This is a genomic window from Serinicoccus kebangsaanensis (genome assembly GCF_008919445.1).
GTDB lineage: Bacteria > Actinomycetota > Actinomycetes > Actinomycetales > Dermatophilaceae > Ornithinicoccus > Ornithinicoccus kebangsaanensis.
Window position 1 is genome coordinate 137863 of the sequence record NZ_VSLG01000008.1, and the last position, 11748, is coordinate 149610.

General features: G+C 69.1%; 12 protein-coding genes. 10 read left to right on the forward strand and 2 right to left on the reverse strand.

Features of this window, described 5'->3' with window-relative positions:
* The first annotated feature begins 55 nt into the window (after nt 1–55).
* From FXF60_RS10325 to FXF60_RS10345, 5 genes are all read left to right on the forward strand, one after another.
* Nucleotides 56–496 (forward strand): OsmC family peroxiredoxin, encoded by a 441-nt coding sequence (locus tag FXF60_RS10325; RefSeq protein ID WP_151525887.1) that lies wholly within the window; start codon nt 56–58, stop codon nt 494–496.
* 184 nt (nt 497–680) lie between these two features.
* Entirely contained in the window at nt 681–1523 is an 843-nt protein-coding gene (locus tag FXF60_RS10330; protein ID WP_151525888.1) for a crotonase/enoyl-CoA hydratase family protein, read from the forward strand.
* A gap of 16 nt (nt 1524–1539) precedes the next feature.
* Entirely contained in the window at nt 1540–2925 is a 1386-nt protein-coding gene (locus FXF60_RS10335; protein WP_192796690.1) for a DUF2254 domain-containing protein, read from the forward strand.
* 16 nt (nt 2926–2941) lie between these two features.
* The gene (locus tag FXF60_RS10340) at nt 2942–5392 is read left to right on the forward strand and encodes an AAA family ATPase (RefSeq protein ID WP_238335806.1); all 2451 of its coding nucleotides are present in this window, start codon (nt 2942–2944) and stop codon (nt 5390–5392) included.
* A 196-nt stretch (nt 5393–5588) separates the two neighbouring features.
* On the forward strand, nt 5589–7070 hold the full coding sequence (locus tag FXF60_RS10345; protein ID WP_151525891.1) for an ApeA N-terminal domain 1-containing protein: 1482 nt from the start codon (nt 5589–5591) through the stop codon (nt 7068–7070).
* Here the strand turns inward: FXF60_RS10345 and FXF60_RS10350 are convergent, their stop codons facing one another.
* A complete protein-coding gene (locus FXF60_RS10350; protein ID WP_151525892.1) occupies nt 7071–8174 on the reverse strand; it encodes a DUF3644 domain-containing protein in 1104 nt (367 codons plus the stop codon).
* A gap of 558 nt (nt 8175–8732) precedes the next feature.
* On the opposite strand from FXF60_RS10350, the gene pyrE reads away from it, so the two are divergent.
* The 3 genes from pyrE to FXF60_RS10365 all read left to right on the forward strand — a co-directional run bounded on the left by pyrE (nt 8733) and on the right by FXF60_RS10365 (nt 10032).
* The gene (gene pyrE / locus FXF60_RS10355; protein WP_238335807.1) at nt 8733–9266 is read left to right on the forward strand and encodes an orotate phosphoribosyltransferase; all 534 of its coding nucleotides are present in this window, start codon (nt 8733–8735) and stop codon (nt 9264–9266) included.
* A gap of 128 nt (nt 9267–9394) precedes the next feature.
* Complete coding sequence (locus tag FXF60_RS10360) at nt 9395–9715, forward strand: nucleotidyltransferase family protein (RefSeq protein ID WP_151525894.1); 321 nt, start codon at nt 9395–9397, stop codon at nt 9713–9715.
* Complete coding sequence (locus tag FXF60_RS10365; protein WP_192796691.1) at nt 9712–10032, forward strand: HepT-like ribonuclease domain-containing protein; 321 nt, start codon at nt 9712–9714, stop codon at nt 10030–10032. The genes FXF60_RS10360 and FXF60_RS10365 overlap by 4 nt, the downstream gene beginning before the upstream one ends.
* 81 nt (nt 10033–10113) lie before the next feature.
* On the opposite strand, the gene FXF60_RS10370 is transcribed toward FXF60_RS10365, so the two are convergent.
* On the reverse strand, nt 10114–10611 hold the full coding sequence (locus tag FXF60_RS10370) for a DUF6933 domain-containing protein (RefSeq protein WP_151525896.1): 498 nt from the start codon (nt 10609–10611) through the stop codon (nt 10114–10116).
* Nucleotides 10612–10664: 53 nt separating this feature from the next.
* Between FXF60_RS10370 and FXF60_RS10375 the strand changes: the two genes are divergently transcribed.
* Complete coding sequence (locus tag FXF60_RS10375) at nt 10665–11399, forward strand: UPF0158 family protein (RefSeq protein ID WP_151525897.1); 735 nt, start codon at nt 10665–10667, stop codon at nt 11397–11399.
* A gap of 162 nt (nt 11400–11561) precedes the next feature.
* The coding region (locus FXF60_RS10380; RefSeq protein WP_151525898.1) for a helix-turn-helix domain-containing protein at nt 11562–11748 on the forward strand (187 nt) is incomplete at its 3' end.

Here is an 11748-nt window from a genome sequence, read left to right on the forward strand (position 1 = left end):
GGGCGCGGGGTGGTTGACGCCCACGACCGCAGTTCATCGACGAAAGGACCCCATCGTGCCCACGCGCTCCGCACGCACCGCCTGGACCGGCTCCCTGCAGGACGGCAACGGCAAGGTCGAGCTCGCCAGCTCCCAGGCCGGCACCTACGACGTGTCCTTCCCCAAGCGCTCGGCCGAGGAGGCCGGTGGCGCCACCTCCCCGGAGGAGCTCATCGCCGCCGCCCACTCCGCGTGCTACGCGATGGCCCTCTCCGGCGAGATCGCCCGGGCCGGCGGCACCCCGCAGGCGCTCGACGTCTCCGCCGACGTCTCCCTCGGTGAGGACCCGGCCGGCGGCTTCAAGCTGACCGGCATCACGCTGAAGGTCCGTGGCGAGGTCGACGGGCTGGACGCCGACGGCTTCGCGACCGCTGCCCAGGCCGCCAAGGAGGGTTGCCCGGTGAGCAAGGCGCTGACCGGCGTCGAGATCACCCTGGACGCCGCGCTGGAGTCCTGACGGCATACCCCGCCCTGCCGCCGCTGAGGCGGAGATGAGCAAGGAAGTCTGCGGTCCTGCAGGGAAACATCCCTGCAGGACCGCAGACTTCCTTGCTCATGTGGGGTGAGGGCTCGTGCTCGAGCGGCATCCTCGCGGCGGCGCCGGGCCGACCCGCGTCGGGAGGTCTGAGATGCTGCGCGGTATGCGGAAGCAGCGCGGCGAGCACGTCCGGGTCGACCGGGGTCGGGACGGCGTCGCCACGGTCCGCCTCGCCCGCCCGGAGAAGCTGAACGCCCTCACCCTGGCCATGCTGGACGACCTCGTCCGCACCGCCCGGGCGCTGCGCGGCGACGACACCGTGCGCGGCGTCGTGCTGAGCGGGGACGGCGAGGCCTTCTGCGCCGGCCTCGACCTGCGTGCGGCGCTGCGCGACCCGAGCGGCATCGGCACCCGCTTCCTCCCCCACCCCTGGCGCGGCACCAACACCTTCCAGGAGGCGTGCTGGGCCTGGCGCCGACTGCCGGTGCCCGTGGTCGCCGCCGTGCACGGCCACTGCCTGGGTGCGGGCATACAGCTCGCGCTCGGCGCCGACCTGCGCACCACCACCCCCGACGCCTCCTGGTCGGTGCGCGAGGTCCGTTGGGGGCTGGTGCCGGACATGGGCGGTGTCCGCTCCCTCGCCGAGCTGGTGGGCGTGGACGTCGCCAAGGAGCTGACCCTGAGCGCCCGCTCGGTCTCCGGCGAGGAGGCGCACGCCCTCGGCCTAGCCACCCGCGTCGGCCCCGACCCGGCCACCCTCGCCCGCGACCTCCTCGCCCCCATGCTGGAGCACGACCCGCAGGCCGTGGCCCGGGCGAAGCGGCTCGTCACCTCCTCCTGGCACCGCTCGCCCCGGGGCACCTTCGCCCGGGAGCGCCGCGCCCAACTCGCCCTGCTCGCGCGGCTCGCCTCGTCCGGTCTCCCGGGCGCCGACGCGCCGCGCGATCCCGGCTCACCAGGCAGGGTCGACACGCCGGGTCCCGTCGATGACGGGGGCCGGGCCTGAGAGGCTGGGCGGCACCATGAGCCCGTCCGCACCCCCGCCCGAGCGCGAGCACGTCGAGAGCGACGACGTGGGCGTGCTGCCCCAGGTCCGGCGCTCCACCCGGTGGAGCCGGATCTGGCGGCCGTTCTGGGTGCTGCCGCTGCTCTTCGTGGCGGTGGCGACGGTGGTGGGGGCGCTGCTGCCGGAGTGGGAGAAGACCTTCGACGAGCACCTGCCGTTCGTCTTCCAGGGCGGCGCCGACGGTGCCCGCGGGATGCTCAGCACGATCGCCGGGGCGATGATCTCGGTCACCGGCCTGGTCTTCTCGATCACCATGGTCGTCGTGCAGCTGGCGAGCAGCCAGTTCAGCCCCCGGGTGCTCAGCGACTTCCTCTCCAGCCGCATCACCCAGTCGACTCTGGGCATCTTCGCCGCCACCTTCACGTATGCCCTGACCGTCTTGCGGTCGGTGCGCGGGGCCTCCGGCGAGGAGTCCTTCGTGCCGCAGCTGTCGGTCACCCTCGGCTTCCTGCTGGTGCTGGCCAGCGTCGGGACGTTCCTCGCCTTCATCCAGCACATCACCACCTCGATCCAGGTCTCCTCGATCGTCTCCCACCTGGGCGACCGCACGATGTCCGTCATCGACCGCTACTTCCCCGCCGCGGACGAGCCGGCGGCGCTGCGCCCGGACCTGCCGTGGGAGCCCGCGGACGCGGAGCCGATGCTCCAGCTGGAGTCGGTGGAGCACGGGTATGTCGTGGAGGTCGCCTATCGCCGCCTCGTCGACTGGGCGGTCGAGCACGACGCCACCGTCGAGGTGCGCACCCCGGTGGGTCGCTATGTCACCGAGGGCGCTCCCGCGATCCGGGTGTGGGGGCTCTCGCTCCCGGAGCGCCGGGTCGTGCTGGCCGGCGGCCAGGAGGAGTCCGCGAGCGAGCTGGTGAGCCGCTACGCCCTCGACGTGCTGCGCCGCAGCGTCGTCGTCGAGCAGGACCGCGCCTTCAACCAGGACCCGGCGCTGGGCGTGCGCAAGCTCGTCGACATCGCCGAGCGCGCGCTGAGCCCGGGCATCAACGACCCCACCACCGCCTCCCAGGTCGCCAACGAGCTGCACCGCGTGCTACGCCTGCTGGTCACCCGCCGCGACCTGCCGAGCGTGGTCGCCCGCAACGGGGTGCCGCGCCTCGTGCACCAGCCGCAGCGCATACCCGAGCTCATCGACCTGTCCCTGGAGGAGCTGCTGCACTACGCCGAGGGGTCGCTGCAGGTGCCGCGGCAGGTGCTCTTCATCATCGAGCGGCTGCGACCGGTGGCGCTGCCGGAGTATGCCGAGGTGCTGGACCACTGGGAGCGGGTCGCCGAGCAGATCGTGCAGCGCGCCCGCCCGGACACCGAGCAGGCACCGACCCGGAGGAGCGGATGAGGCCGCGGGGGCGCGGGTGACCGGGACCGGTCGGATCGAGGTCGTCGGCGCCCGGCTGCACAACCTGCGTGACGTCGACGTCTCCTTCCCCCGGGACGCGCTGGTGGCGGTGACCGGGGTGAGCGGGTCGGGGAAGTCGAGCCTGGCCTTCGGCACCGTCCACGGGGAGTCGCAGCGGCGCTACCTCGACTCGGTCGCGCCGTATGCCCGGCGGCTCCTGCACGGGGCGATCGACCCGCAGGTCCGCGACGTGCACGGGCTGCCACCCACGGTCGCGCTGGAGCAGGGCCAGATGCGTCGTGCGGGCGGCGCGCGGTCCACGGTCGGCACGGTGACCACCACGGGCGCGACGCTGCGGATGCTGCTGAGCCGGTGCGGGGCATACCCCCCGGGCGCGGAGCGCCTCGACTCCGACCACTTCTCGGCGAACACGGCGGAGGGTGCGTGCCCGCGCTGCGGCGGGCTGGGGGTGGAGCACGAGCCGACCGAGGCCTCGATGGTGCCGGACGACTCGCTGTCCATCGCCGAGGGCGCGGTCGCCGCGTGGCCGGGCGCCTGGCTGGGCAAGAACTACCGCGACATCGTCGCGACCCTCGGCCACGACATCGACGCCCCGTGGCGGGACCTGCCCGCGACGACGCGGGATTGGATCCTCTTCACCGACGAGCAGCCGGTCGTCACGGTGGTCCCGACCCGCGACGCGGAGCGGATCAACCGGCCCTACCAGGGCACCTTCTCCTCGGCGGCGAGGTATGTGCGGCGCACCCTGGCGGAGACGAAGAGCGCGACGTCGCGGCGGCGGATGCTGCGCTTCGTGGAGACGAGGCCGTGCCCGGTGTGCGATGGGAGGCGGCTGCGCACGGACGCGCTCGCCGTGACCTGGCAGGGGCTGGCGATCGACGAGGCGGCGGCGCTGCCGGTGGGCGACCTGGTGTCCCTGCTGCGCGGGCGGCGGGAGGCGCTCGGGGGTGACGACGCGCAGGCGAGGGCCGAGCAGGTGCTGGTGGAGGACCTGCTGGGGCGGCTCGAGCTGCTGCTGGACCTGGGGCTGGGCCACCTGTCGCTCGACCGGCCGGCGGCGGGGGTGTCGTCGGGCGAGCTGCAGCGGCTGCGGCTCGCGACGGCGCTGCGATCGGGGCTCTTCGGGGTGGTCTACGTCCTCGACGAGCCGTCGGCGGGGCTGCACCCTCGGGACGTGGACGACCTGATGCGGCTGCTGCGGGCGCTGGTGGCGGCGGGCAACACGGTGGTCGTGGTGGAGCACGACATGGCCGTCGTCCAGCAGTGCGACTGGGTGGTGGACGTCGGGCCGGGCGCCGGCCGTGACGGCGGCGAGGTGCTGTGGTCGGGGCCGGTCGACGGGCTGGGTGGCGTGCCCGGCTCGCTCACCGCGGCCTACCTGCACGACACGGTGCACCTCGGTGAGGTGCTCGGCGAGGCCGCCGACCGTGGCGCGCGGGAGCCAACCGGGGCGCTGGAGCTGCGCGGGCTGGGGCGGCATACCGTCCGCGGTGCCGACCTCGACCTGCCGCTCGGGGTCGTCACCGTGGTGAGCGGCGTGTCCGGCTCGGGCAAGACCAGCCTGCTCGAGGCGATCCACGACGTCGTCGGGGCACAGCTCGCGCGGGTGGAGGACGTCGAGGAGGCGGGCGACGACACGGACGACGGGGGTGCGACCGGCCCGGAGGGTGAGGTGCGCGCAGTGGGGTCGGTGCGGGCCACGGGGCAGGCGTCACGCGCGCCCACCCGGGTCGTGCGGATCACGCAGAAGCCGATCGGCCGGTCGCCCCGGTCGACGCTCGCGACCTACACCGGCCTGTGGGACGCCGTGCGCAAGGCGTTCGCCGGGACGCCCGAGGCGAGGGAGCGCGGCTTCACGGCGTCGCGCTTCAGCTTCAACACCGCCGCCGGGCAGTGCCCGACGTGCGGGGGCGAGGGTGCGGTCGCGGTCGAGCTGCTCTTCCTCCCCGGGACGTATGCGCCGTGCCCCACCTGCCACGGCGACCGCTTCGGCCCGGAGACGCTGGAGGTCAGGTGGCAGGGACACACCGTCGCCGACCTGCTGCGGATGAGCGTGCGGGCGGCACGGGAGGCCCTGGTGGAGGTGCCTGCGGCGGCGCGTGCCCTGGGTGCGCTCGACGCGCTGGGGCTGGGCTATCTGCAGCTCGGGCAGTCGGCGACCGAGCTCTCCGGCGGTGAGGCCCAGCGGATCAAGCTCGCCACCGAGCTCCAGAAGCAGCGACGCAGCGCCACGCTCTACCTCTTCGACGAGCCCACCACGGGCCTGCACCCCGCCGACGTGCACCGGCTGCTGGCGCAGCTGCACGCCCTCGCGGACGCCGGGCATACCGTCGTGGTGGCCGAGCACGACCCCGTGGCGGTATGCACCGCTGACGTGGTCGTGGAAGTGGGACCGGGCGCGGGTGACGCGGGCGGTCGCATCGTGGGGGTTCGGCGCCGGTCGTGAGCGTGCGCAACTGCCGATGAGCGAGCCGTTCCTCATGCCCAGAGTCGGGCGTTGCGACGAGAGGACCGGACGGGCGGGCGCCACCGACCCCTCAGTCGACCTGCGAAGGGGCTCCAGTCTTGAGGGCGCTCACCGGCCGCGCGGCATAATTGTCGCCAGAGTCGCTCACACTGAGCACCGCAAGAAGGAGCCTCGCATGAACAAGCCAGAGCTGAGCGAGCCTCGGACATGGCGGGGGTACTGGTGGCCACCTGGCGAGCAGGAAAGGTCAATGCCAGGGGTTCTCACCTATCGTCCCGACGAGGGCCTGTCGCTCGATCTCATCGGCGGGTTCAACGCCGAGATCATGTCCGAGGTTCGGCCCGGAGTCTTCATCGGGGGCGAGGAAAGCCGCCGTTGGCCCATCCTGCATGGGCTAGCCGAGAACCGGCACATGACGCTCCTGGACTGCGTGCCCACCCACACCATGGCCCGGAACTTCGGGCCACCGGAAGAGCAGACGATCCACGTCCTAACGGTCCTCGTCGGCGTGCACCTGGACAACGCTGACCGAGAAGTGTTCACCGAGTGCCACGTCGCGGCGGAGGACCTGACCATGTGGTCCCACTCGTCGGTGTTCAGCAGCACGCTGGGCGTGGAGGAAGTGCGAGAGGAGGTGCGTCCTGACGGAAGGGGCAGCATCTTCGTCAAGCCGATGGACGACCAGTCTGTGACGGTGGCAGGCACTGTCACGTCCCTGGCACACGAGCACACGCTTCCCTACTTCGAGCACATGAGAGGGGGCACCCTGGGCCGGATGCGAGAGACCCGGTTCGTACGCTTTCAGCCAGCCGAACCCTGGTCTCTGGCGACAGCAAGAGAGCACGCGAAGATGGTCCAGGACCTGCTGTCGCTCGCCCTGCACAGGCCGTGCGGACTGCTCTGGATGCGACTCAGGATGCTCCCCGAAGAACGTGCCTACCCGGAGGGCTACCCGATCCGAGATCGGGAGATCGACCTCTACGCGCACCACACCGTGCCCGCCAAGCCATCTGCAAAGGCGGTCGAGTCTCATCGCGCACTCTTCACCTGCCGGCACATCCCGTTCGAGGAGGTTTGGCCTCGATGGTACGAGGTACGCGAACGGTGCCTTCCTGCCTCAAACTTGATCCTGGGGCTTAGCTATGCCCCCGCGCGTTTCATCGAGGGACGACTCCTGACCGCCGCCGGAGCGGCCGAGGTCCTGCATCGCGCCTTGGGACAGGCCGAACCTCCCGTCCCTGCCGACGAGTTCTCAGCGATGCGTGCGGTCTTGCTGGAGCACACGCCCGAAGGGCACCGCAAGTGGCTCCGAGAGAAACTACGCAACGACGTGACGCTCAAGGAGCGGCTACGGGATCTTGCCGCGTTGCCGGACCGTGCAACGATGCAGAAGCTGGTCCCCGATGTAGACCGCTGGGCGACGGTCACGACGCAGGCCCGGAACGACCTAACTCACGAGGGATACACCCGGCGCCAGACGATTGATGAGGTCATCGCGGTCGTGAAGGTGACGACAGCGGTCGTGGTCATGAATCTGCTCCAGGCACTCGGGGTGCCAGCAGAGAGGCAACGGGAGATCATTAAGGATCATCCAGAACTGCGCCAGACGGCATCGCGGGCCCAAACACATTTCGCTTCGAACGCAGTCGAAGAGTAGTCAGGCCGTCGCGACGGTCGTTGCGTCGGACACCGGGAGTGGCGTCTTGCGGCGTGGGGAGATGCCCGTGATCTCTTTGAAGCCATCCTCGGTGGCGCATTTCTTGATCAGGTGCTGAACGTACGCCTTCGTGTACCGGTAGGACTTGGTGGGCTCGTCGTATTCGCAGAAGTCCGAGTTGGTGCGGTGCGGGTTCGAGTCACCTCGCGATGGGCGAATCTTCAGCCGTTTCCAGGCCGATGTGAAGTGGTGCTGGTTGAAGACGAACGGAATGCCTGCCTCGACCTCGGTGGCGGCGGGCTTGGGCATCAGCCTGCCGAATCCTGAGACCGGCTGTTTGCGGTCCCTGACGATGACCTGGCCCTTACGGCCCATCTCCTCCACGGCGGCGCGTTCGGCCTCGGTCATGTCGTCGTAGCGGGTGAACTGAACAGCCACAGCGTCGGGGTCCTTGGGTGCCAACTCGACGGTGGCCCTCAGCCTGAATTCGTACCGAGCGTCGGTCACCACGTCGTCAGCCAGACCAGACTCGTAGTCAGTCACGAAACCATGCAGGTCGTTCGGAAGAGATTTCCGGAGCCGCCTCAGCGCCTGCTCGCCTTGCGGGCTGAACGTGCCGACGAAGAGCGGGATGCGTAGCCGGAGAGCTAACGAGTGATTGTCCCCGAACTGGCTCGTAAGTTCCTGCTCGTAGTTGAGCAGGAGCGCGTGAGCATGACCAGACAGCACGATCATGAGAGCGGCGTCGGCGTGGGCATGCCGGTGCTCTAAACGATTTCTGAGACGGATGAACAGGGTTAAATTCGCACGGACCGGATCGGCGTCGCTGTTCCAACGCTCTCGGACCGAACGTTCCAGCTCCCAACGTTTCGGCTCTCCGTCGATCCTCAGCAGCCGGCGCTTGTACTGCGGATGCCAGTACCGGTAGTCGATGCCGTCGCGGATAAACTCGGCGTGCAGCAGATAGAGCCAGGCAAGGTGCATGTGAATGACAAAGCCCTCGAATGAGCGCGCTTCCGCCGGATCGTTGTAGAGCCTGACGGCGAGGCATGCCTCCTCGACGCTGGCGTCCAGTGTGCTCTGCCAGCGGGGAGGTCGCGCCATGACCCGACGTTACCTTGACTTGGGCTGCGAAACCGGTAGCGGCGCACTTGCAGTTGAAGGGACCAGACAGGCCCGTGGTTGCCGCGTCAGCCAAGCCTATTCGCAGTCGTAGGCGGCTGCTCTCGCGAGAGCATGATGAATTCTGCCGAGCCTGTTTCGCCCGTTGCGACATTTCCGTCATTTTGTAGGTGGACGGTGACGCCTGCCCGCCAACTCTGAGACCCTCTCCCCTGTATCGAAGACAGTCTTTGCCGCACCCAGGGTGCCGTCGCATGCCTAGCGCCAACAGCCCATGGGAAGACAAGGATGCTCAACCCCACCTCCTCGGAGACGAGCACGGAGCAGTGGCCCTCGCAGTTGAGCGACCCATGTACCTGCGCGTCAGCCGGGACCGTCGTTGATTTGGTCACCACCAACGCGCTGCGTCAATTCGCCGCGAGTGACGCGGGCGCAAGCTTCCGCAAGTGCCGCGCGGAGGACGGCTACGCTCGTTCGACTTTGCCGCCTTCGGGAGGGCCGCGCCGGGCTGCAGCCCGGCATCGGTGGGACCATGGCGACGTGCCCAACGACATCGCTCGCCTTGCCTCTGTTATCGACGCGACCTGCCGTATCAGGGGGGACTTCGTTCTGCGTAGCGGCATCCGGACCGGGGAGTACTTCGACAAGTATCGGTTCGAGTCCGACCCGTCGCTGCTCCGCCGGGTAGCCGACCACATGGTCCCGCTTCTGCCCCATGACACAGAAGTACTCGGAGGACTGGAACTGGGCGGTGTCCCGATCGCCACGATGGTCAGCTCCCTGACCGGGCTCCCGGTGATCTTTGTCCGCAAGGAGTCCAAAACCTACGGCACACGACGTCTGGCGGAGGGACGAGACTTCGCCGGCAAGACCGTGACGCTCGTGGAGGACATCATCACCACCGGTGGCGCGGTCAAGAACGCGGCCACCGCCCTAAGGGGGCTTGACGCCACCGTTCACAGCGTGGTCTGCGCCATCGACCGGTCAGAGGCCGGCGTGAATACGCTTCAGGAAATGGGTGTATCAACGATGTCAGTGCTCACCAAGGCCGATCTCGACGAAGCCGCTAGCTGAACAAGCATCCGGTCATGCCGCGCTGAGCGTGGTCCGCACGCTACTGCCGCGCTGAGCGTGGTCCGCACGCTACTGCCGCTGGCCGCGTGCTCTGTGCGGGTGCCGCCGCGGCCCTCTACCCTTGACACATGAGTACCGTCACGTCCGACAGCGCCGCCCTTCGCGCGGCTCTTGCAGCACACCGTGACGACCTGGACGAGATCCTCCAGCGCTACGGTGCCACGAATCCCAGACTGTTTGGATCCGTGGCCCGTGGTGACGCCACCGCGGACAGTGACCTCGACCTTCTCGTGGACCTCCTGCCGAACGGGGGGAATCCGCTGCTGCGCGTGGCCGGCATCGGGGAGGATCTCAGCGAAATCCTGGGCCGACGGGTCGACGTGGTCACCGCCGCCTTGTTGCGCGACGAGGTCTCATCCACCGCCCTGACAGACGCGGTGCCCGTGTGAGTCGATCCGAGCAAGAGCGATTCACCGACATCTTGCACGCCGTCGAGCGTTGTCGAAACTACACGCAGCACCTCGACTCCGACGATCTTCAAGCGATGGCCTACGACGCTGTGCTGCGTAATCTCGCTCTGATCGGCGAGGCAGTTCGGGCACTGCCCAGCGAGACACGCGACCGCGCACCGGAGGTCCCATGGGCAGCGATCGCAGGTCTGCGCAACGTCGTCGTGCACGAGTACTTCCGCATAGACCCCGAGTTGATTCTCGACATTGTCAACAACCAGCTCGAGCCCCTTGCCGATCGCCTCCGACAACTCTGATCCGACCGCCCCAACGCACGACTCTGCCGCGCTGAGCGTGGTCCGCACGCTACTGCCGCTGGTCGGCCGTGCTTACCGGGCTCAGGTGACGTTCTGCAGCAGGGCTGTCAGTTCCCGGTCGGGGCTGACGTGGCGTCGGTACAGAGGGCCGCACGGGACCGTGGCCAGTTTCAAGGAAAGTGCAAGCAGATCGGAATCGCGGTCCGCGACGCGGTGGGCCTGAGCTAGGTAGGCGAACTCGTTCATCGACCCGGTCAGGCTGCGGCTGGCAGTGGTGGCCAGGGTGTAGTCGGCCGTCTCTGCGGCCTCCTGCCGCACGACGGTCTCTGGGACTTGGTGCGCCCGCAGGACCGCGGCCAGGTGCTCGGGGAACCTGTCGAGCAGGGTCGCGGCGGGAGCCAACGGCATCAGCACCGGGAGCAGGGTCGTCTGGCTGACCAGGAGCGCGACCTGACGCGGCCGCCAGGGCAGGAGCGTGGCGTACCAGTCGCCGAGCAGGCTCGTCGATTCCTGCTCCTCGACGGCGCTAACCGGGCCTAATCGCTGCAGGAGCTTGCGGGTAGCGCGCACGATGACCATGGCTCCCATCCTGCCTGCACCGCTTCCACTGGCGTCAGGGCCACAATGGCGGCATGTCGCTGAAGGAGTTCCGTGCTGCCTTACGCGGAGCCACGTACCGCGCCGACGCGCTTGAGGTGATGCGCCTTCTTGAGGAGCGAGTCTGGCCGGAGCAGATGCTGCAGCTCATCGGTGACGCTCTCCTGGTCGCGGTCACCTCTGGATCCGCCAGCGCCCATGACCTGGCTCGAGCCTGCGTCGCACGACTGCAGGCGCGGGGATGGGACGGCGACGTCGACCTGGCCGACGCACTTGCGGCGCGGCTCGGTGATGGCCCCCAGCCACTCCTGAGGCCGGTCCGTGTCGATCTGGAGGAGCTCGCCAGCGTGCGCGAGGGCGACCCCACCCACGGAGGCGGGCGAGTCGACCTGGCCACGGGGCAGGTCTGGCCCCAAACGGTGTACGAGGACTTCCGCGCCGATGAGAGCGACGAAGAAGAGGAAGAAGTCGAAGACGAAGCAGCCGGTACGAGGTGGCTGTGGGTCGACCCGGTTGGCTCGCGGTCCGGCTACCGCGACATGGAAGTCTTTACCGAGACTGTCGAGGATGAACACCTGGCCGAGCTGTTGTCTATGGCCATCAGCGGGAAAGGTGCGTTCCGCCGTTTCAAGGACGCGATTGCACACCACCCGGAGGCCGCCGATGCCTGGTACGCATTCAGCGAAGACCGCGTCCGCGGCCGCGCTCGAGCATGGCTGGCAGCAGAGGGCTACACGCCGCGTCCAGGACGAACTGCCTCACCGCTCTGACATCCGCAACTGCCGCACTGAGCGTGGTCCGCACGCTACTGCCGCGTCAGGTGAGGTTAGGGAGCTGTTGTCGACGGCACGTGAAAACTGACCCCGTGACGGCAGGTGAAAGTTGACCCTTGCCGAGATCCTGTCCTCGTCGACGAGGACGGGAGGAAGCGGGTGTTGAACGTGGAGGACTGGGCTGAGATTCGCCGGTTGCACCGGTCGGAAGGCATGCCGATCAAGGCGATCGCGCGGGTGATGGGGTGCTCGAAGAACACTGTGAAGAAGGCGCTGGCTGCGTCCGGGCCTCCGGTGTACCAGCGACCGGCCAAGGGGTCGGTGGTCGACGCGGCCGAGCCCCGGA

Excerpts from the sequence above, each read along its gene's own strand:
- FXF60_RS10345 (WP_151525891.1), top strand. The coding sequence starts at position 5,589 with ATGAACAAGCCAGAGCTGAGCGAGCCTCGGACATGGCGGGGGTACTGG.
- FXF60_RS10370 (WP_151525896.1), bottom strand. The coding sequence starts at position 10,611 with ATGGTCATCGTGCGCGCTACCCGCAAGCTCCTGCAGCGATTAGGCCCG.
- FXF60_RS10350 (WP_151525892.1), bottom strand. The coding sequence starts at position 8,174 with ATGGCGCGACCTCCCCGCTGGCAGAGCACACTGGACGCCAGCGTCGAG.
- FXF60_RS10335 (WP_192796690.1), top strand. The coding sequence starts at position 1,540 with ATGAGCCCGTCCGCACCCCCGCCCGAGCGCGAGCACGTCGAGAGCGAC.
- FXF60_RS10360 (WP_151525894.1), top strand. The coding sequence starts at position 9,395 with ATGAGTACCGTCACGTCCGACAGCGCCGCCCTTCGCGCGGCTCTTGCA.
- FXF60_RS10330 (WP_151525888.1), top strand. The coding sequence starts at position 681 with ATGCGGAAGCAGCGCGGCGAGCACGTCCGGGTCGACCGGGGTCGGGAC.
- FXF60_RS10375 (WP_151525897.1), top strand. The coding sequence starts at position 10,665 with ATGTCGCTGAAGGAGTTCCGTGCTGCCTTACGCGGAGCCACGTACCGC.